Source organism: Syntrophales bacterium, from assembly GCA_023229765.1.
Lineage (GTDB): Bacteria > Desulfobacterota > Syntrophia > Syntrophales > UBA5619 > DYTH01.
Genome location: JALNYO010000007.1, coordinates 69,624 through 90,577, shown reverse-complemented (window position 1 = coordinate 90,577; position 20,954 = coordinate 69,624). Strand labels below are relative to the sequence as shown.

20 protein-coding genes and 1 riboswitch are annotated in these 20,954 nt (G+C 53.4%); of the genes, 11 read left to right on the top strand and 9 right to left on the bottom strand.

Annotated elements, in window-relative coordinates; genetic code table 11:
* The first annotated feature begins 26 nt into the window (after positions 1–26).
* The 10 genes from M0P74_05815 to thiE all read left to right on the top strand — a co-directional run bounded on the left by M0P74_05815 (position 27) and on the right by thiE (position 8,235).
* On the top strand, positions 27–317 hold the full coding sequence (locus tag M0P74_05815; protein MCK9363101.1) for a YbaB/EbfC family nucleoid-associated protein: 291 nt from the start codon (positions 27–29) through the stop codon (positions 315–317).
* Between the two features lie 8 nt (positions 318–325).
* Positions 326–925 carry a recombination mediator RecR gene (gene recR / locus M0P74_05810; GenBank protein MCK9363100.1) on the top strand — a complete coding sequence of 200 codons (600 nt, stop codon included), beginning with the start codon at positions 326–328 and terminating at the stop codon, positions 923–925.
* Between the two features lie 83 nt (positions 926–1,008).
* On the top strand, positions 1,009–1,563 hold the full coding sequence (locus M0P74_05805; protein MCK9363099.1) for a 2-oxoacid:acceptor oxidoreductase family protein: 555 nt from the start codon (positions 1,009–1,011) through the stop codon (positions 1,561–1,563).
* A gap of 22 nt (positions 1,564–1,585) precedes the next feature.
* Positions 1,586–1,879: a 4Fe-4S binding protein gene (locus tag M0P74_05800; GenBank protein ID MCK9363098.1), complete on the top strand. Its 294-nt coding sequence runs from the start codon at positions 1,586–1,588 to the stop codon at positions 1,877–1,879.
* A 3-nt stretch (positions 1,880–1,882) separates the two neighbouring features.
* Positions 1,883–3,049 carry a pyruvate ferredoxin oxidoreductase gene (gene porA, locus M0P74_05795; protein MCK9363097.1) on the top strand — a complete coding sequence of 389 codons (1,167 nt, stop codon included), beginning with the start codon at positions 1,883–1,885 and terminating at the stop codon, positions 3,047–3,049.
* Positions 3,049–4,044, top strand: a complete 996-nt coding sequence (porB, locus tag M0P74_05790; GenBank protein MCK9363096.1) for a pyruvate synthase subunit PorB — start codon at positions 3,049–3,051, stop codon at positions 4,042–4,044. Before porA ends, porB begins: the two co-directional genes overlap by 1 nt.
* A 123-nt stretch (positions 4,045–4,167) precedes the next feature.
* Entirely contained in the window at positions 4,168–4,626 is a 459-nt protein-coding gene (gene nuoE, locus M0P74_05785) for an NADH-quinone oxidoreductase subunit NuoE (protein ID MCK9363095.1), read from the top strand.
* 5 nt (positions 4,627–4,631) lie between these two features.
* Positions 4,632–6,485, top strand: coding sequence for an NADH-quinone oxidoreductase subunit NuoF (locus tag M0P74_05780; GenBank protein ID MCK9363094.1), 1,854 nt, complete (start codon positions 4,632–4,634; stop codon positions 6,483–6,485).
* An 11-nt stretch (positions 6,486–6,496) separates the two neighbouring features.
* Entirely contained in the window at positions 6,497–7,216 is a 720-nt protein-coding gene (locus tag M0P74_05775) for a 2Fe-2S iron-sulfur cluster-binding protein (GenBank protein ID MCK9363093.1), read from the top strand.
* A gap of 61 nt (positions 7,217–7,277) precedes the next feature.
* A riboswitch (TPP riboswitch) is annotated at positions 7,278–7,379 on the top strand.
* A gap of 190 nt (positions 7,380–7,569) precedes the next feature.
* Positions 7,570–8,235 carry a thiamine phosphate synthase gene (gene thiE, locus M0P74_05770; GenBank protein MCK9363092.1) on the top strand — a complete coding sequence of 222 codons (666 nt, stop codon included), beginning with the start codon at positions 7,570–7,572 and terminating at the stop codon, positions 8,233–8,235.
* On the opposite strand, the gene M0P74_05765 is transcribed toward thiE, so the two are convergent.
* Positions 8,197–8,940 carry an FCD domain-containing protein gene (locus M0P74_05765; protein ID MCK9363091.1) on the bottom strand — a complete coding sequence of 248 codons (744 nt, stop codon included), beginning with the start codon at positions 8,938–8,940 and terminating at the stop codon, positions 8,197–8,199. The genes thiE and M0P74_05765 overlap by 39 nt on opposite strands.
* A 459-nt stretch (positions 8,941–9,399) precedes the next feature.
* On the opposite strand from M0P74_05765, the gene M0P74_05760 reads away from it, so the two are divergent.
* Positions 9,400–10,557 (top strand): hypothetical protein, encoded by a 1,158-nt coding sequence (locus tag M0P74_05760; GenBank protein ID MCK9363090.1) that lies wholly within the window; start codon positions 9,400–9,402, stop codon positions 10,555–10,557.
* Between the two features lie 137 nt (positions 10,558–10,694).
* Here M0P74_05760 and M0P74_05755 read toward each other — a convergent pair whose 3' ends face one another.
* The 8 genes from M0P74_05755 to M0P74_05720 form a co-directional block, all read right to left on the bottom strand.
* The gene (locus M0P74_05755; protein ID MCK9363089.1) at positions 10,695–12,389 is read right to left on the bottom strand and encodes an FAD-binding protein; all 1,695 of its coding nucleotides are present in this window, start codon (positions 12,387–12,389) and stop codon (positions 10,695–10,697) included.
* A 77-nt stretch (positions 12,390–12,466) separates the two neighbouring features.
* Positions 12,467–12,676 (bottom strand): ferredoxin family protein, encoded by a 210-nt coding sequence (locus tag M0P74_05750; GenBank protein MCK9363088.1) that lies wholly within the window; start codon positions 12,674–12,676, stop codon positions 12,467–12,469.
* Positions 12,677–12,789: 113 nt separating this feature from the next.
* Positions 12,790–14,580, bottom strand: coding sequence for an FAD-dependent oxidoreductase (locus tag M0P74_05745; protein MCK9363087.1), 1,791 nt, complete (start codon positions 14,578–14,580; stop codon positions 12,790–12,792).
* A 292-nt stretch (positions 14,581–14,872) separates the two neighbouring features.
* The gene (locus M0P74_05740) at positions 14,873–15,148 is read right to left on the bottom strand and encodes a ferredoxin family protein (GenBank protein MCK9363086.1); all 276 of its coding nucleotides are present in this window, start codon (positions 15,146–15,148) and stop codon (positions 14,873–14,875) included.
* A 66-nt stretch (positions 15,149–15,214) separates the two neighbouring features.
* Entirely contained in the window at positions 15,215–15,985 is a 771-nt protein-coding gene (locus M0P74_05735; protein ID MCK9363085.1) for a class II aldolase/adducin family protein, read from the bottom strand.
* A 56-nt stretch (positions 15,986–16,041) separates the two neighbouring features.
* The gene (locus M0P74_05730; GenBank protein MCK9363084.1) at positions 16,042–17,034 is read right to left on the bottom strand and encodes a hypothetical protein; all 993 of its coding nucleotides are present in this window, start codon (positions 17,032–17,034) and stop codon (positions 16,042–16,044) included.
* Between the two features lie 97 nt (positions 17,035–17,131).
* Entirely contained in the window at positions 17,132–19,171 is a 2,040-nt protein-coding gene (locus M0P74_05725) for a tripartite tricarboxylate transporter permease (protein ID MCK9363083.1), read from the bottom strand.
* A 175-nt stretch (positions 19,172–19,346) separates the two neighbouring features.
* Positions 19,347–20,369: a tripartite tricarboxylate transporter substrate-binding protein gene (locus tag M0P74_05720; GenBank protein MCK9363082.1), complete on the bottom strand. Its 1,023-nt coding sequence runs from the start codon at positions 20,367–20,369 to the stop codon at positions 19,347–19,349.
* Positions 20,370–20,954 lie beyond the last annotated feature (585 nt).

Sequence of the window (20,954 nt, the reverse complement as noted above, 5' to 3'; positions counted from 1 at the left end):
AATCGGTGCAGAATTTTGGGAACATAATGAAACAGGCCAAGAAGATGCAGGAAAACGTCATGAAACTGCAGGAGGAGCTGGCTGAACGGACCGTGGACGCAACAGCGGGCGGCGGGATGGTTTCGGTCACCGTCAACGGCAGGTTCATGATTCTTTCGCTGAAGATCGAAAAAGAGGTCGTAAATCCAGAAGATGTCGAGATGCTTCAGGATTTGATAGTTGCGGCGGTAAACGAAGGGGTTCGCAAGGCGCAGGAGCTCGCTGCAACTGAGATGGGCAAGATAACCGGCGGTCTTCAGATCCCGGGTCTGGCATAGGGTGCTCCATGTCAGGCTATGCACTTCCCATACAGAACCTTATCAAAGAGTTTGCCAAATTTCCCGGAATAGGCGAGAAGACAGCGGCGCGTCTGGCTAACCATGTGCTGCGCTCCTCGGAGGAGGAGGTCCGCTTCTTTGCCGAGAGTCTGCTCGATGTCAAGCGCAAGATCCGTTTCTGCTCCGCCTGTTTCAATCTGGCGGAAGGGGAACTCTGCGGTATCTGCGCCGATCAGCGGCGCGATCAGTCGCTCATCTGCGTTGTTGAGGATCCGGATTCGCTGATTGCGCTGGAGGGGAGCGGCGAGTATCATGGGGTTTATCATGTCCTCCACGGCGCGATCTCTCCGCTTGACGGGATAGGGCCGGACAAGCTGCGCATCGCGGAACTGCTGGAGCGCGTTTCCCGGCAGCCGATCAAAGAGGTTATCCTGGCAACCAATCCCGATACATCCGGAGAGGCGACCGCTCTGCTGATTTCCCGGCTGCTGAGAGACCGGGATATTAAGGTAAGCCGGATAGCCTTTGGCATTCCCATGGGGGGGGACCTTCGCTACACGGACAAGATGACGCTTGCCAAGAGCCTCGAATTCAGGCGAAATACATGAATCGGCTGTTGACAGATTTTGCCAAGTATTATATGGGACAGCCCGATATTTTAAAAAGCCAATTAACACGGGAGATTTGACGAATGTTAGAAATCAGATGGCATGGGAGAGGCGGTCAGGGAGCGGTAACGTCGGTGGAACTGCTGGCGCTGTCGGCCATTGGCGAGGGAAGATTCGCCCAGGGGTTCCCCAGTTTCGGTCCGGAGAGACGCGGGGCGCCGGTCGCCGCCTTTAACCGGGTGGATGAGAAGCAGATAAAAATCCGTTCGGGAATCTACAACCCGGATGTTGTCGTGGTGCTTGACGAAAGCCTGATTGCGATGGTGGATGTCGCGGAAGGGCTGAAGCGATCGGGCGTGTTGATTATCAACACGACCAAAAGTCTTGAAGAACTCCGGGCCAATATCAAATTCGAAGGTAAAATCGCTGTTTGCGATGCCATCGGGATCGCGCGGGAGGAACTGGGCGTTCCCATTACCAATACGACTATGCTTGGCGCCGTAGTCAAAATTACCGGAGTGGTGAAGATGTCCGCGCTCGAAGAGCCCATCAAGAAAAGATTCGGCAGAATAGCGGTAAAAAACCAGACCGCCGCGAAGCGCGCCTACGAAGAGGTCAGGGTTATCAACGAAGGATAAAAATAATTCTTGAGGTATCACGATGTCAGACAAAAAATGGCCTGAAACATGGCAGGAGATCAACCCAGGCTGCATGGTTTTCCGCCCGGGGAGCGCCTCGGAGTATCATACTGGAAGCTGGCGGGCGAAACGCCCGCTTTGGGATAAGGTTAAATGCATAAAGTGTGGTCTTTGTTACATATACTGTCCTGAAGGTTGCATAACCGAAGATGCCGACGGGTTTTTTGAGGCCAATCTGGACTACTGCAAAGGGTGCGGCATCTGTGCGAAAGAGTGCTGGACAGGCGCCATTGCAATGGCGGATGAGGAGGGGTAAGGAATGGGAAAAAGAATAGGAATTGAAGTCGCAATTGCAGCGGCGGAGGCGGCCGCCCTGTGCCGATTTGAGGTGGCAGCCGTATATCCCATCACGCCTCAGTCCCACGTTGCCGAGCATCTTTCCGATATCGTCAACGATGGACGGGTAGATGCCTCTTTTATCACTGTGGAAGGCGAGCATTCCGCCCTCAGCGCCGCTATCGGCGCCTCGGGGACCGGCGCGCGCGTGATCACGGCAACCAGTTCCCAAGGGCTCCTCTACATGAGCGAAATTATGCCGATTGCCTCGGGGATGAGGCTGCCGATCGTCATGATCGTGGCAAACCGGGCAGTTTCCTCCCCTATCAATATCTGGAACGATCACAGCGATATCATGCCGATGCGGGATACCGGCTGGATCACCTTCTTTTCGGAAAACGGCCAGGAAGCGGTGGACATGGTTATTCAGGCCTACAAGGTTGCCGAACACCGCGACGTGATGTTGCCTGTTGATGTAATGATGGACGGCTTTCAGCTCACCCACATGGTCGAGCCGCTCTTTATGCCCGATCAGGAGGAGGTGGATCGTTTTTTGCCGCCTTATGTCCCCTATGCGACCCTGCACCCGGACAAGCCTGTTTCGATGGGAACCCTCGCGATGCCGGAGATCTTCGCGGAAGCGCAGAAGTCAAAGGACGCGGCCCTGGTCAACTCGCTCACGGTTATCAAGGAGGTATGGAAGGAATGGGAAGAGCTGTTCGGCCGCAAATATGAGCCGGTGCAGACTTACCGGACCGAAGATGCCGACGTGGCCATGGTAACGATGGGATCGATGGGGGAAACCGCGGAGGTTGCGGTTGACGAGCTGCGCCAGCAGGGAATAAAGGCTGGTCTTGTAAAGATCAAACTGTGGCGCCCCTTTCCTTTTGAAGACCTTAAAAAGGCGGTAAAGGGAATTCGGGTGGTTGCCGTTATGGACAGGGCGGTATCTTTCGGCGGGCCGGGAGGGCCGGTTTTTTCCGAAATCCGCTCCGCTCTTTATGATGAGCCTGCTCGCCCCGCTGTAGTGAATTTCATCATCGGGCTGGGCGGCCGGGATATACAGGTTATTGATTTTGTTGATATGGTAAAGAGGGCGGCCGCGGGGAAGCTTTCCGAACCTTATGAATTTTATGGAGTGAGGGGATAATGAATAAAGCAGCGAACAGCCCTTTGATTATAGAAAACTTTGATCTCTATGCCCCGAAGCTGGTAAGCAAGGAGGAGTTCTTCAGTGCCGGTCATCGCGCCTGTCAAGGCTGCGCCGAGGCGCTGGCTATTCGCCTGATGTGCAAGGCTTTGGGCAGGGATACCGTCATCACCAATGCGACCGGTTGCATGGAGGTTATCTCCAGCCTCTATCCCACGACAGCCTGGCGGCTCCCCTGGATACACGTGGCGTTTCCGTGCGCCGCGGCGGTTGGCTCCGGCGTGGAGGCAGGCTTGACGGCTCTGCGCCGCAAGGGAAAGATTCCGGACAAAAGGGTAAAATCCGTTGCGATCGGCGGCGACGGCGGGACGATGGACATCGGTTTTCAGGCGTTGTCCGGGGCGATGGAGCGGGGTCACGATATGCTCTATGTCTGCTTCGACAACGAGGCGTATATGAATACGGGCATCCAGCGTTCCAGCGGGACGCCGTTTATGGCCTCGACAACGACATCGCCGGCGGGCAAGAAAATCCCCGGCAATCAGGTCTGGAAGAAAAACGTCACGGAAATCATGGTGGCGCACAATATTCCCTATGTGGCGACGGCTTCGCCGGCCTACCCGATCGATTTCATGAACAAGGTAAAAAAAGCCCGTGAGGTTAAGGGTCCCGCGTACATCCACTGTCTGGTTACCTGCCCGACAGGATGGCGCTCGCCGTCGGAAACGAGCATCCAACTTGGCCGCCTTGCCTATGAGACAGGGGTTTTTCCCATTTACGAGGTTGAGGACGGAAAGTACCGTTTCACCATGCCGGTGCCGGAAAAACGGCGGCCGGTGGCGGATTACATGAAGACTCAGGGACGATTCCGACATGTAACCCCGGATCAGATAAAGGTCATTCAGGAAAGAATCGATATCGAGTGGGAGATGCTCAAGATCAAGATAGAGAGCTCCAAGTCCCACGCTGAGATCAGGGAACAGGTGAAATCGTAGATTAATGTTCATAAAGCGTAGCTTAATGTTCATAAAAATAGCGGCCGCGGGGAGGGGACTTCTTCCCGAAGCCCGCAGCAAGCGGAACGTGTCTTCGGAAATAATAGACGAGGTAGAAGGATAATGGAAGAAAAGGTAAAGGAGATCGTGCAAGGTTACGGCGGGGACCGAAGTTACCTGGTTCCCATCATGCAGGACGTCCAGAAGGAATTCGGTTATCTTGCCAAGGATGCCCTGCTGGCAATTAGCGCTAATCTTGGCGTTCCGGTAAGCCGGGTGTACGAAGTCGCGACGTTTTACAAGGCTTTCAGCCTGAAGCCGAAGGGCCGCCATCATATCAGTCTCTGCATGGGCACCGCCTGTCATGTGCGCGGCGCCGAGTTTATCGCCAGCAACATCACCACCCTGCTGGGGATCAAGGATGGCGAAACGACCGAGGACCAAGAGTTCTCTTTCGAGACGGTTGGTTGTCTCGGGGCTTGCGCCCTGGGGCCGATTGTTGTGGTGGATGGCGAGTATCACGGGGAAATGAACATCGCCAAATCGACAAAGCTCCTCAAGAAAATAGGGAAGAAGGTATAAATACAATGACGAGCAAAATTAAATCCTTCGGTGAATTGAAAGAGTTACAGGAGAAAATCAAAGCCGCCCGTGATTCCCAACAGCAGCGCATTACGATCTGTGTGGGCACGGGATGTCTTGCTCATGGGGCAATGAGCGTGGCCGATGCCTTTCGCGAGGAGCTTGACCGCCGCGGGCTCTCCGTAAAAATCGACTTTCGGAAGACCGGCTGCCACGGCTTCTGCGAGCGGGGGCCGATGGTGATACTTGCCCCGGAGAATATTTTCTACCAGCACGTGGGCGTTAGCGACGTGGGCGATATCATTGAAAAAACGCTCCTGAAGGGGGAGATAATTGATAATCTGCTGTATGCCAATCCCCAGACCGGCGAGAAGTATGTCCACGAGGATGAGGTCCCGTTCTACAAGCGGCAGACCAGAACTGTCTTCGGCATGAACAGCAAGGTCGATCCGAAAAAAATGGAGGATTATCTTGCTGTTGACGGTTACAGCGCCCTTGCCAAGGCACTTAAGATGAAGCCCGGGGAGATCATCCGGGAGGTCGTAACGGCGAACCTGCGAGGGCGGGGCGGCGGAGGATTCCCGGCAGGCCGAAAATGGGAAGAGACCAGCAAGGCGGCAGGGACTCCCAAGTATGTGATCTGCAACGCCGATGAAGGAGACCCCGGCGCCTATATGGATCGCAGCCTGCTCGAAGGCAACCCCCACCTTGTTCTGGAAGGGATGATCATCGGCGCCTATGCGATCGGGTCGAACGAGGGATATGTCTACGTCCGCAACGAATATCCGCTCGCCGTTGAGAATATCAATATTGCGATCAAGCAGGCGCGGGAGGCTGGCCTCCTCGGCGAGAACATTCTGGGCAGTGGTTTTTCCTTCGACCTGAAGGTGAATCGCGGCGGCGGCGCTTTTGTCTGCGGCGAGTCGTCGGCGTTGTTTGCCTCTTTGGAGGGCAGGGCGGGCGAGCCGCGCGCCAAGTATGTCCACGCCACCGAAAAGGGGCTCTACGACAAGCCGACAAACCTCAACAACGTGGAAACATGGGCGAATGTCCCGTTTATCATCAACAACGGCGGCGACTGGTACGCCGGGATCGGCACCGACCACAGCAAGGGGACGAAGATATTCTCGCTGGTTGGCAAGATCAACAATACCGGCCTCGTCGAGGTGCCGATGGGAACGAAGCTGCGCGAGATAGTCTTCGATATTGGCGGCGGTATTCTCAATAACCGGAAATTCAAGGCGATTCAGACCGGCGGGCCATCCGGCGGCTGCATCCCAGAGGCTTATCTCGATATGCCGGTTGACTATGACGAACTTACCAAAGTCGGTTCCATGATGGGCTCCGGCGGCATGATCGTCATGGATGAAGGCACCTGTATGGTTGATCTGGCCCGCTACTTTACGAACTTTCTGGCCAATGAATCCTGCGGCAAGTGCGTTCCCTGCCGGGAAGGCGTGCAGCGGATGAAAGAAATCCTGGTGGATATCACCGAAGGGAAGGGCAGGGAAGGCGATATCGAGCTGCTCGAGTCGCTTGCGGCCAGCATCAAGGACGGCGCCCTGTGCGCCCTCGGCACCAGCGCCCCGAACCCGGTACTCAGCACGATCCGTTACTTCCGTGACGAGTACGAGGCGCATATCAAGGAAAAACGCTGTCCCGCGGGTGTCTGCAAGTCGCTCATCACGTACAGCGTTGACCCAAAAAAGTGTACCGGCTGCACCCTGTGCGCGAAGGTATGTCCCGTGGGGGCCGCGACCGGCGAAAAGAAGCAGGCCCACAAAATCGATCCTGATAAATGCACGAGATGCGGCGCCTGCAAGGAAAGCTGCCAATTTGATGCGATCATCGTGAGGTAAAGGTAGAAAAAATGGTTAATCTGACGATAGACAACAAAAAGATTCAAGCGGAGGAAGGGCAGACCCTTTTGGATGTTGCCCGACAAAATGGCATAGTTATCCCGACATTGTGCCACCATGAATCTCTGGAGCCGTCGGGGGCGTGCCGTCTTTGCAGCGTGGAAATAGGGGAGGGGAGCAGAACGAAGGTTGTCACCTCCTGCCTCTACCCGGTTGCCGAGGGACTGGTTGTCAACACTGCAAGCGAGCGGGTGATGAATGTTCGGCGCACGGTGATCCAGCTCCTTCTTGCCCGCGCCCCGGAATCGGAGCAGCTTGCAAAGATGGCGGAGAATATGGGGATCAGCCCCGAGCCGCGGTTTAAAGCGAGCGAGGACGGAAATAAATGCGTGCTCTGCCGCTTATGCGTCCGGACATGCGAGAAGATCGTCGGAGTGAGCGCGATCGGGTTTTCCTCCCGCGGCCCGCAAAAGAATGTCTGCACGCCGTTTCACGAGCCTTCCAATGTCTGCATCGGCTGCGGCGCCTGCTCCTATGTCTGCCCGACGGGGGAAATAGAGATGCTTACCTCCCCTGCCGGGGATGTCCGCACGATCTGGGGGCGGGACTTCAAGATGGCGGTCTGCAAGGTCTGCGGCCGTTACTTTGCCCCCGAGGATCAGCTTCAGTACATAAGCGGGCGGACCGGCGTGCCAGTAGAAGAGCTGATGGTCTGCTCCAGCTGCCGGTAACGGTATCGTTTTTTGACAAAATTTCTTCAGCGCGGACAATGTACCGCGCTGATTAAACATTTTTGCTCGTTAGGGGTGTCCATAAGGACTGAGATACCGGGCTTCCGGCAACCCTTGACCTGATCAGGGTAATGCCTGCGGAGGGAAATGAGCCGGACGTTCTATTGAAAAAAGGCCGCTTCCCTTCTGGGGGCGGCCTTTTTATTGCATAGAGAGTAAAGCCACCATGACGCTGTTGGAGTCCGCACGGCAGGGAAAGATAACCGGGGAGAGGAAGCCGGCGGCTGAAAATGACGGGGCTCCGATAAACATCATCCCCGATTCCTCAAAGGGGGGCATTTAAGGGGGCAGACATGAAAACAAAAAAAATCGATTATTCACTGTATCTGGTGACCGATCGCCGCTGGCTTGGGGAAAAAAGTCTCGAGGACGCCGTCGAAGAGGCGATTCAGGGCGGGGCGACCGCTGTGCAGCTTCGCGAAAAGTATATTTCGTCGCGGGAATATTTGGAAATTGCGAAGAGGGTAAAAGATGTTACGGACAGATGCGGAATTCCGTTTATCATCAACGACCGGATAGACATCGCCTTTGCCTGTGATGCTGACGGGGTGCATCTCGGTTCTGACGATTTGTCCATTCCGATTGCCCACGCGATTCTGGGGCGGGAAAAGATCGTCGGCGCCTCCGCCTGTACGCTTGCAGAGGCGCTGGCGCTGGAGGCGCAGGGGGCCGATTATCTGGGGGTCGGCGCGGTTTTCCCAACCGGTACGAAAACAGACGCCGACCAGGTAGCGCTTACAGAATTGGCAAAAATCAAAGCAAACGTCAGGATCCCGGTTGTGGCGATCGGCGGGATTGGCTTGGGCAACATTGAGGCGGCGCTGAAAACCGGGATTGACGGCGTCGCCGTTGTTTCTGCAATAATGGCGCAGCGCGATATCGCCGGCGCGGCGAAAACCCTGGCGAATATACTCAAAGCCTTACTCTTGCGAGAGATTCCCGTTAAAGAGCGGAGATGATTTTGCAATATAAACCAGCCGCTTGCCTGCCTCCCGGACGTGCTCTTCGATTACCTCTGATAACAGGCTGAAATCACCGCCCTTCATGACATCCACAATGCGCCTGTGAATTTCTGCAGCATTCTGAGCATGCTCCAAGGGGGCATGGAGGACCAGCAGGCTGTCCAAAAGAAGGCCCATCATCGAGTTATATGCCGTAAAGAGAATGGGGTTGCGGGCGGTTTCTGCAAAGCGTCGGTGAAAAGATATATGTTCTTCATGGGCGGGGACGCCGGCTTCGATCTTTTGATAAGCTTCTCCGATCAAACCTTCCAGGCGCGCATAATCGTTTTTGTCGGCGCGCTTTATGGCCAATCTGGCAATGTCCAGTTCAAGCAGGAGGCGCGCTTCCGTCCATTGTTCCAGGGTGAGGCCCTGAAAACGGAATAGATCGCCCACGCTCTGGATAATAGAGCTTCTGTTCGGCGTGCGGATAAATGCTCCTCCTTCATTGCCTCTGCGGATTTCCACCATTCCGAATAATTCAAGGGAACGATAGGCTTCCCGCACCGAGAGACGGCTTACTCTGAGCTTCTCAGCCAGGTCTCGCTCTACAGGCAAACGGTCGCCTGAGTGAAACTCGCCCGAAAAAATCTTCTGTTTCAGCACGTCAACGATTTTCTCAAAGTTCTTTTTCTCGTTCAGTGGTTTAAATTGAACTGTCATTTTTTGTTGACATTCTTCCCGTTTATGTGCAATGGTTTAATATAAAGGTTTGCCTTAATACGCGCGCATTTAATTTGCTTTTATTCTAAATCGTTAAGAATCGACGCATGATTTATCGTCTTGCACCCAAGCTGGCGCGGCCTGCTTCTTAACCAGAGGTTAGTGAACGACATGTCTGCTCAAGTCATTAAACCCGCTTCACGATATTTCCGCTGTTCTGCCAAAATTTTCTCGCCCAAGGCGCTGCAGATTGTTGGCCAGCGACTCCCTGGTAATAATGTCGTGAGCGTGTTGACCCCGTTACTTGTTAATAAATAAATACTGTAGAACAGAATAATATGTCAACAAAAATGTTTGGTAAACAGCAGATAAATTTTCGATATAGAAAAGAAATTTCCTTATGATCATTTTGCTGATGATAAAAAATTTTGATTTTTTTAATGCGGGAGGGTGCATGTTATGAGTGCCTTGGGGATTACAAGGGGCGCGGCTGTGGCTATCGATGATATGCTCGATAATTGCGCCAAAATAAAGGCAGGCCAAGAGGTTGTCGTCCTGGCGCATATCGATGGACTCCATGGAGGGGATAATCTCGTTGACGAAACGGCTATCTCCTGGATTCAGGCTGCCGTCCAGCACCGGGGCGCCAACACATCGGTGCTCTGGATTGATGAGCCTGCCAAACCGCATGCCTGGCGCATTCCTCCTGTCGTCAAGGCCGCCATGGGGGCCTGCGATGTGTTGATTAACAACTCTTTCGACATCGTTTTTGAAGAGCTCGTTGAACTCAAACAATACCAATGGGAAACAAAGGTAGTCCTTGTGCGCAATTTTGCGGTGACTGCTCCGCTGCTCTGCACTGCCTGGGCGCAGACACCCTACGAACTTGTCAACGAGATACGCTACCAGGCATCTATCCCTTTTCAAGAAGGGCTGGCATGGCAAATTACAGACGATAACGGTACGCACCTGGAAGGATTTATTAATCCCGCTTTACACCCTAACCACCCCTGGTTTCCCAGCTATTCAATACGGCGTGAGGAATCTAATTCATATCGCCCCTGGCCGGAGTGGGTTCATCCGCCTATCCGGTTAAGGGATGTGAACGGCATCTTCATTTTCGACAGGATGCTAAGCTGGTGGTCGCGTTATATAGGAATCTCGCCCTATTTCAGTAAGGCTATCAGGATCACCGTTGAGAATTCAAGGATTACCGGAATAGAAGGCGGTGATGAGGCAGAGGCTCTGAAGCGGTTTCTCGTCTCCATGCACGAGCGTCTCGGCGATGAGGTTTACGGTTTCAATTGCCTCCATTTCGGCGTCCATCCACAGGCAAATGTGAGCCTGCAGCAGTGCCCCAGCATCCTTTACCACCGCCTGATAGAGCATTCGCACAGCTCCAACATTCATGTCCATATCGGGGCGCCGCCGCCCACAGATGCTTACCCCTACTGGATGCACTGCACAGGCGACATCATGAATGCAACCTTTCGGGTGGGGGACACGCTGGTCCATGACCGGGGACATCTCATGGCACTGGATCACCCGGCTGTAATTGATATTGCAGCAAAATATCCCGGGCGTCCAGGACTTGAGCCCGTAGTCCGAAGCTATTGATCTTTCGGAGGGGATAGATGCTTCTTCTGCACCAGCATCAAGGGACTATCCCCGGCAATAGCGAAGGAAGGGAAAGAAGCCCTGGAAAAGACCATTAAAGACCTCAAAACCATAGAGCTGATCGGCAAGCTTGAATATCATTCTGGCCCCTCTGGTTGAAATCTGTACCTTTCTATGGGGACAGCCTCCGTGGTGAAGAGCATCTCACCCGGTGCTGCCTTTTCCACAAAAATCCATTTCAGCCATTTAGCGTTGTCTGGCCGGGGGTAATCCTCCCGGTAAAAGATGCTCTCTCTGGTTTCCTGCCTCATTAAGGCAGCCCGGAGAGTCATCTCCGCGGAAATGCACATTGTCTGAGTTTCCCTGGCCTTGATCAAACCCCGCACATCCGATGCCTGCAAAGAGGGCAGTCGTTCCTCCTTGAGCCTGATTACACGGTCCAATGCTTCCTGAAGTTTCGGCTCACTCATGATGATGAGAACATCGGCGGGGAAAAGGATTTTCTGAAGCTCGTGAACCAGCCGGTCCGGGTCATGGCCTTTTCCCACGGCAAAGGGTTGGAAAAATCTTTTTTTGGCTTCTATCAAGGACTTGAAATCCAACTGTTTAAGGGAGACGCTTTTCGCAGCCATAGCGGCGCTTTCGCCAGCCCTGTAGCCGGACCACGTGCAGGAAGTGATAGACCAGCCGGTGAAGGGATTGACTCCGAGAGTTCTCGCCATGCCGGCGGCGAAAAGACCCTTCAGTGAGGTTCTGCAGTCCACGTCGGCCCGGATTCCCAGTTTGTTGCATTCATACGCAGGTTGCCATTCGATGTTGTCTCGCAAGGGGTCATACCCCTCTTCGCTTTCGCATTTCCGGAAAAGGAGGGGCATCCATCCATGGCTTACTTGAAGAATACGGAATTTTTCCCTTTCCTCTTCGGTCATCCCCTCCACGTCGATACAGATAGGAGCATTGCCCTTGAGGGCCTCTTTGGCGGCAGATATGACGATCTTGAAAACGGGTGCCCTATCCTCCAGGAGCGGGTCATAGTTTTTCATGAAATGCTGATTCTTGGCGTTTTTCCACCTGGCCCCTATGGCCGGCAGGATTCCCGATCCCTCAATTTCATGCTTAGCGGGGCGGATATTGATATAATGGAATTCCGGGTTCTTGATCTGTGCCCCCGCCTCAAAGGCCATAAAAGGCCCCGTACCCTGAAGTTCGCAGGCGAGATGATGGCCCCGATAGCTCCCGGTATTGGTTGCCAGGATCACACTTTTTGCCGTAATTAAATAGTTCTTTTGGTCCTTTACCCCGATTCCGGCAACCCCGCAGACCCGGCCTTCGCTTTCTTTGAGCAGGTCATAGACATAGAGATGATTGATGATCTTCACACCCCTCGCCAGGGCGACCTTGCGGAGTACCAGTACTTCGTCGGCAGCAGAGGCATTTTGCGGCCAGAGGTTCTTGATATGCTGGGCGCCCCTGGCCCTGGTCCAAACGTATTCCTCCCCGCGCTTTCGGAAAGGGATACCGAATGATTCAAGGTCTTTGAGTCTCGCGTAGGAACCATCCAGGACTGCGGTTACCATTTCCTGATCAACAAGCCACTCGTTGCCCAGTGTGATGTCATAGAGATATTGGTCGGGATCGTCCCCGGGGAGAAGGACCACCATGGCTCCCCCGGCGAGAAAGGAATGCCCTGACTTGCCTGCGAATGATTTATCCACGAGCGTGACAGAGGTCCCCAATTCCGCAGCCCTCAGGGCGGCCCAGAGCCCGCCAAAACCGCCTCCCACTATGAGGACTTCTGTATCAACGACTTCCCATGATTGCGATTTATCCATGGTGTTCCTTCCCAGATAAAGGTGCGTGTAAATCCGTGCAATTCATTGTTTTGACTAATGACGGAGTAACCGTTTTCCTACCATGCCATGGGCCTCGGTCTGCGGAAGGGATGGACGTCGATCGCCTTGACCGGGCAAGCCATCTCGCAACTAAAGCATGTCCAGCAGTCCTCCGGGTATTTGGCCCGGGCTTTCCCGCTCTTGTCCATGACGATCACATCCCCCGGACAGAGCATTGCACACAGGGCACAACCCACGCATGCTTTTTCGTCGATCTTGCGGATCATCCTTTTTCTCCCAAGGGGTATCCCCAGCAGTCCCCTTCGCTTTTGAGCCCATTTACCTTGATTTTTGCCGTTTCCCAGTTTCCCCAATGTTTCTATCCCGGGTATCGCTCAATTTATGCATTCGCAGAAACCGCTTCCTGTGGGCCAAGGGGAATCCTGGAGATCCGCCATTCGTCATTTACCCTCTGGATGGTGGATAAGGCATACCAATTGGCATCATCCTGCTGCGGGAAGTCTGACCTGTAAAAGCCGAAGGGTTTTCCCCTGCTCTCCTTCCGGGCCAGGGAGGTTCTGAAAATCATTTCCGCGTTATCCAAGAGCGATTTTACCTCGAGACACCGGGTCAGGTCATGAGGGTTTGAGGCCTGGAGCGGAGCGTCCTTCAGTTCCAAAAGCCGTGATAAACCTCTTGCCAGCATGGTCTCCGTCTTCACATCGGCACAATAGGCGTCCATGATGTTTTGCAGGCTATCCTCAACTTCCCTCCAACTGTAACCCCTCCGGTCACTCATGATCTCTGTGCACAGGTCTTGCAGCCGGCTAAGCGCCTCCTCCCCGGTATGGAGCGGAGATTTCCGGGTGCGGGCGAATTGTCCGGCCATGTCTCCCGCATGCCAGCCGGTGGTGAAAGCGGCAGACGAGGCTCCGAAGGGAATTCCCCCCACCTCGTCCCCAGCGGCAAATAGACCCTGCATGGTCGTCTCCATATTGCCATCCACGATGAGACCGGCGGCGGCCAAATTTCCCAACTCCCGACTCCCCAGGCCGAGCTCGATTCTGTCCTTCCTTATGTCGATGCCCTCCTCCTGCAGATATTTGAGAAGCTGCCTGCACTTTCCCTCGTTCTGAAGTGCCCATTCCACATAACGGATCTCCTCCTCCGAGGCGCCCGTGCAATCCACATAGTACGGTCCCTTCTCAAGCAGGTCTATTCGCGATGGCATTCCCAGAGGGGTGATGGCGCCTTGCGCAAGCCACTGCCTTCTGGTTGCGGCGGCATCTATCTGATATCCTTTTTCCAAATCCCCCCACTCATAAAAGGTGGTTTTAGGAACGACGATTTTTCCTTGCGCATCGACGATGGCCGCCGCGGGTTGCCACGAGTTCCTGGGGGGCCTCCCGGCGGTCTCGTAGTTGGCCAGTCCGTAACGTCTTGCCCCGAGAAATTCCATGTTCATGATCGCCAGACCAGCGCGGAAGGCCAAGGACTTGCCGTCAGCGCTGAGAGACCCCGGCAGGTGCAGGTTAAACCTGACGCAGCCGGTGGATTCCCGGCCCAGCCTCCCCGTTTTTCCTCCCGCGGCAAGGATGACGCTCTTGGCGGCGATTCGATAGACTTTGCCGTCACGGGCGCCTACAGCCAAGGCGCCCGTGACCTTTCCGTTTTCGGAGAGCAGATCCGTCACCATCACCCGGTTGAGAATCTCGACTCCCCTTCGCTTCGCCTCCCTGGTGAGACTTTTCTTGAGGAAATATCCGTCGATATTCAACGAGGTGGGTACGCTGTGAAACTGGTACACCAAGCGAAATCCGCCAGGCAGGGAACTGTCCTGATACCTGATCTTGATGCCGAAAGTCTCCAGGTCGAGCAGGCGCGGATAAATCTCCCGAGACACGAAGCGGATGAGGTCTCTCCGACCAAAGCCATGGGCCACCCCCTGCATATGGTCTTCCACGAGATCCTCGATGGTCCAACCCATCTTTTCGTGTACCGGCGGGATATATCCCCAAACGTGGTCAATGCCTGAGCCTGCCTGCCCGCTGGCGATGGTGTGACTCTTCTCCAGGATGAGCGCCTTCACCTCGTGCTCTCTTCCTTTGATGGCGGCCATGCACCCAGCGAGGCCTCCCCCAATCACAAGGAGGTCGGTTTCAAGAGTGATTAAATCCTTTCTAAAGACCATGTGATCCCCTCCCGCATTCCCCCGAGGCAATTGCAAAACCATTTGTCATTCCCGAAAGCGAAGCTTAATGTTCATAATGTCTATATCGGGAAAGCGAAGCTTAATGTTCATAATATGGTTTTTCAAGCAGTTAGAACCAGATTATGAACATTAAACTTCGTTTTATGAACATTAAGCTCCGCTTTCCCGCTCAGAATCGTTGCGGGAATGACAAGAATGGGGAGTTTTGCAATTACCTCCCCTGTTCAATGTTTTAAACCGGTTCAGTTTGAGCCCTGATAATCGTCTGATTTCAGCGCTGCTGATCGCTGGTTTCCTTAGCTCCCTTCCATACGGATACCCGCATGGGGAGGGGGATAATCACGCGGATGGCCTCCTTCAGCTTCTGGGGACACAGCTCCGTGCAGCAGCCGCAAAACCAGCACTCCTCAGGGTAGGCAACGATGGGGGGCAGCCCCTTTTTCGCGTTCGGAGCCAGGACATCCATGGGGCAGATATCGACACATATATTGCAGCCGGTGCATGCCGCTGGATCAATTGCAATTACCTTGAAACGTTCAGTAAACATCTGTTGCCTCATCACTTGGTGGTTGGCCCCTCATGCTTTTGCCAAGTTCCTGACTGTCTTTGATGATTATTTCATTTCCGGCATGGCCTTTTTTACCCGGGCAGTCCAGTACCCCCACATCCGGTCCAGGGGGAAAGAGGCGAAAAGCGCTTTTTCCATGGCCTGTTTCGCCTCTTTTGCCGAGAGGTATTTAATTTTTTTGCCCAGCATGAGGGACTGCAACTGGACGGCGGCATTGTCGCGCAAATAGATGGAGGAAGCCACCAGGGCCGGCATGCTTTCAGCAACGATATTGCAGCCATGTCCGCGGAGCAGATGAACCCTGTTTTTCCCGAGGTGTTCAGCAATGCGTGCGCCTTCCTGTGCGGTTGAGATCAGCATGCCGCAATCAGGTTCATAATCATCATAAACAGGCACCCCCTGGTAGAGAAAGCTCCCCACATGGGTTACTGGTTGGATGGGGACCCCGGTAACGGAGAAGGGAATAACCGCAGCTATGTGGCCGTGGAAAACGGCGTTCATCTCCGGGCGCGCCTTCAGGATTGCCGCGTGGATCACGCGCTCTCCGTATGGTCTCATTGTGGTATCCGTCAGCACGTTCCCCTCAAGGTCCAACTCAAGAACATCATCCTTGGTTACCTCCAAAGGCGACAGGGAACGGGCCTGAAAGAAGGTTTTGGGGTTTTCCGGATTTCTTAGACTCACGTGCCCCAAGGCATCGAGGATGCCTTCGTTTGCCAGTATTCTGTTGGCCAAAACTACCTGGGCGATGGCCGCTTGTGATGTCTGCGGCACGTTCTTCGACTGCGCATCGGGCTGCCCTGCTTTTTTTCTCACCTTTCCCCTCCTCAAAGTTAGTTATTGAACATCGCTGCCCATTAAGTAATATTTATTCAAACCTTGAACTCATCGAACGTTTCCGGTGCAAAGAGTTCCTCTATCGTCATTCGGCGCGCCGACAATCCCTGTTCAAAAGAATACTGGCAGATAGCCTCGATGGTCTCCCGGTTTTTGTCTATCCCGTAGGGCCACCAGTCGTCTCCGAGAATTTTCTTTGTCTCCTCGACGTGGGCGACAAGCCAGGGCAGCATGGCGTGCAGGGCATTGGTCTTATGCAGGTTTTCCAAGGTCATGTTTTTTGATGTTACGAGCGCCTTGTATAGGGACATCGCTACCCAGGGATTCTCTTCATAGAGAGCCCTCTTTAGGACTACTGTATGCATGATGGGGAATATCTTCGTTTTCAGGTAATAGGCCTTTTCCACTTCCACGTAATCCTCAAAGAGTCTCCTTACATTGGGAGATCCGTTGGTGAAACAGGAAGGCGCCCGGGCGGTAAAGAGCGCGTCAATATCGCCGGCATCGAGCATTTCGGAGAGAGTCCTGTCCGGAGGGATTGCCTGGTAGTCAATTTCAGCCGGCAGTTGAAGTTTCACCTTTTCCACACGCCCCGGAGTCTCCTCCCCTCCGCTTCGCCAATGGACATCTGTGTGACTCACGCCGTATTCGTGCCAGAAAATTCCCCGGATCCATAAGGCGGCGGTCATCTGATATTCAGGCACGCCGATTATTTTCCCCTTTAAATCCGAGGGATTTTCTATGCCTTTGTGCGCATTGATATAGACGCACGAATGGCGAAAGAAGCGAGATGTAAAGACCGGAATTGCAATAAAGCGGTCATCTCCGGCGGCGCGGGCCATTGTATAGGAGGACATGGACATTTCCGAAGCGTCAAATTCCTGATGCCTCAACTGGCGCCAGAAAGTCTCCTCAACCTCCAAAGGAATAAAATTGAAATCCAGCCCCTCCGGAACCACTTTTCCGTTCAGCAATGGCTGCAAGCGGTCATAAGGCGAGCAGGCAAACGTAACCCTTAGTCTTTCCATAGTCCTCTTTCCTCCTCCTGTTGATATTAATGTCCCGGATCTCAGAAGTCTCCGGTAAAACTTTAAACTACTGTGCCTTTGCCTGCGGGTGATTAAATTATTCAACCCAGCCGAGCCATTCAAATGCCTGGCCAGGCGGGAAGGGAACATGGAGCAAGCGTTCAAATAAAAGGTAAATGAAGGCCCACAGGCCGATAGTGAGGATTATGGTAATAGGCCACTTCTCTTTTGAGGCAAATTTGAGTTGCAGAAAACTGCACAGGGCGCCGCCGAAGGCGAAACCGAGAAGCCAGATAGCCAGGAAATAGGCGAAAATCCAGCCGAACATTGCCGCAGTCCGGCGGGTTACAACCTCCTCAGGTATCGCATCTGCCTCCTCCGCTTCATTTGCCTGGGCACGACGTCCGCCTTTTCCCAGGAGTTCTTTTATCAGCAGTGTTAAAGAAAGGAGCAACAACGGGAACCCTATTACCCAGGGGAAAAGCCCGGCCCGAACGTTAAAGTTCCTACTCTGCCAAAGGGCCAGGGCGAGAGCTATGACAAGAACCCCTGAGAAAAGCACCTGCCATTTGTCAACAGTGGCTTTCGTCTCAACTTTTACCTCCAAAACGTCAGAAGCAGTTTTACCTGTATATTTCTCAATCTTTTTCTTTTCCAGCCATCTCTTTATAAGGGGGTAGAAGGCCCCGAGGAGGGTGAGAACTATAAGTCCCAACACTAGGGGTCGCCAGAGCCAGCTTATGCCGTAGTTGTTCACGGAAAGAAACAGCCGACTTTCCGCCAGCTTCCCCAGAACAAGGCCGAGAATCAAAGGCGGCCGCGGAAACTTGAGCTTCTCCAAGACCCATCCTAAGATACCGAAAAAGATTACAAGCACCATGTCCGGGAAAGCATTCTTCTCGGCGTAAGCGCCCAGGTAAATAAGGATCAGGATAAAGGGAATCAGCAGAGAGCCCCGTACTTGCGTTATCCTGACGAGTTGCTTCAATAAAAGAAAAATCATGCCTACGGTGATAATGTTTGACAGCACCACAATCCAGACGAACGAATAGGTAAGTCCGAGGTGGCCTCCCTTGGATTCCGGGACCAGCATCTCCGGGCCGGGCACAACCCCGTGCATAATGAAGGCGCCCATTAGGATTGCCATAAAGACGCTCGCGGGGATGCCAAAGGCCACGGTTGTGATCAGGCTGCCGCCGAGGGTTGAGTTATTGGATGCGCCGGGGGCTAAAACCCCTTCAATTGCCCCTTTGCCGAAACGCTCTTTGTCGGGAGAGCTCTGCACGGCATGCGCATAGGAGAGCCACTGGGTTGTCGCTCCCCCCATCCCCGGGATGATGGCGGCGAAGGTTCCGATGGCGGCGCAGCGCAGTACGAGCCACATGTGTTTAAATACGTCGCGGACGCCCTCCATCACCCCGCCCAGGTTTCCTGTCTTGCCGCCGGAGATGCTCGAACCGGATACGGCAAGATCGATGAGCTCCGGGAAGGCGAAAAATCCTATTGTGATTGGCACTAGCCCGATGCCGTCCCAGAGGAACAATTGGCCGAAGGTGAAGCGCTCAATTCCGGAGACGGGATCGAGGCCGACCGTGGCAACAAAAAAACCTAATCCCCCCGACAACAGACCCTTGATGACGTTGTTTCCGCTCAAGGATGCCACAAAAGTGATGCCGAGAATAGCGAGCATGAAAAACTCAGGCGAGCCCAAGGAACGCACGATAGGACGAACTATCGGAACGGCCAGGGCGAGCATAAAGGCGCCAAAAATGGAGCCGAACAGAGCTGCCGTAAGAATGGCCCCGAGCGCGCGGCCGGCTTGCCCTTTTTTCGCCATGGGATGGCCGTCCACCACGGCCGCGGCGGTTGTCGGCTCACCCGGGATGCCGAAGAGGACGGAGGTAATATCTCCCGTCGTGTTTACAACACAAGCCATGCCGAGTAGAAACGCGAAGGCCTCGACCGGGGTCATCTTTACGGCAAATGGCAGCATCAGCGCCATTGCCGTTGGTCCACCCATCCCGGGAAGGATTCCCACAGCAAAACCTATGACCACGCCGAGAAGCATCAGTCCGAAGGTTTTAACGGTAAGGATTTGGATTAAACCAGCAAAAAAACATTGCAGAGTCTCTAACATTAACAGTCTCCCGTACCGCATATGCTATGCGGCCTGATTTTGTTGAAATCCACACCCCTCCAGGGGCGCTAATCCCTGGAGACCCAAACATCAGCAACGCAGGCTAAAATTCCCCACGTTGCTGATGTTTTCTATTATTTAAATTTCTGTTTACAGTTCCGGGACCGGCGATGCCCTACTTGAAGAGGATGTCTTTAAGTTTTGCTTTTGTGGCCGTGTCGATCTTTGCAGAATTGACAACTGCAGTTGTCAGCTCGTCGGCGGTTGTCGGGTCGAGAGTCAGCTTCATCTTCTCTATTTCAAACAGGAACTCTTTATCCTTCATCGTCTCCTCAAAGGCCTTGCGCATTATCTCAACGCGTTCCTTGGGCGTTCCGGGAGGCAGCGCAAAGGGCCGCGAGTAATCGTTCGGGTAATGAATGGCCACTTCTACCAACTTTTTCTGCTCATCCGTTTTGGCGTAATCGATCATTCTGGGAACATTGGGGAGCTCTTTGAGATGTTTGGCGGTACCCTGAAGCACAACAATCAGCTCACCCGTATCGAAGGCGTTTTTTCGTTTTGACTTCACGCCATCCCAGGACAGGGGGCCGCCGGCCAATTCACCGCTTTCCACTGCCAGTAAGCTATCATTAGTGCCTTTGTAGCCGGTCACGGTCTTTGTGGGGAATTGCAGAACGTATTGTGAGACCCGGCACAGGTTGTCAATGGTGTTCCCCGGTACAAGGCCGCCGAGCGTGACAGGCGTGGGAGATGTTTTCCATTTTTCGGCCGTGTCAATGCCGCTTTTCTTGCCAAAAATAATGACGGGATTCTCCTTATTGGCGGCGCCGATGTAAATGAACTTCTGACTGTCGAAATTGTATCCCGGCTGACCCAGCATCTGCCCCAGGATAAGCCCTCCGTTGATGTGGCCTATGGTAAGGCCGTCAGGTTTGGTGGCCTTGAAGAGCTGATTCGTCTGGATGAGGCCGCCGGCGCCGGTGACGTTTTCCACTACTACCGTTGGATTTCCCGGTATATGTTTGCCAATGTGACGGGCAATAAGCCTGGCCCAGAGGTCGAAGCCGCCGCCGGCAGAAAAACCGACTGTAATTCTCACGGTTTTTCCCTGATAAAACGGGGCGGCAATAATCTCTCCTGTGGCAAAGGCAAATAAGCATACCGCCGCGATTGTTGCCAATAAAATTCGTTTCATGTTACTCCTCCTCGCATTTAATTTTTTGTTTACCAGCCCGCTTGTTTCTGTTTTATCGTTTTTCATAGCACTCTCTCCTTTATTGGGTTCCCTTTAATTTTTACCACCGCACAGAAGCCACAACAACAATACTATCTGCCGGGCCATAAAAGCAGCTTCGAATCAAGCCCGCCTTGATGTCTGGAACATACTAATATAATTATTTGCTGTTGTCGGGCATTTACGATATCCTTTTAAAGCGGACAATACATTCAATATTTAATATTGCGGATTAAAGTAAACCTTGATATTAAACCATTACGATTAAATAAAAAATAGCAACAAAAAATGACTATAAAATGAACCACTTAATGATAAAAATAACGCATATGAAATTTTTCGTTTATACAATAGAAGAGGAATTGTGCCACGGTTTCTGCTCTATATTAACGTCTTTCCATTGTCAAGATAAAAAACTGATTCCTGCCGACAGGGGCAATTATACCATATGAATCAATCAGATGGCGAGAATTAAAACATTTTGCAGCAGGAACTTGCAGGCGATTCCCCGGTTTTTTGTGTTATAAGGGCCGGCCGCAGTCAAGA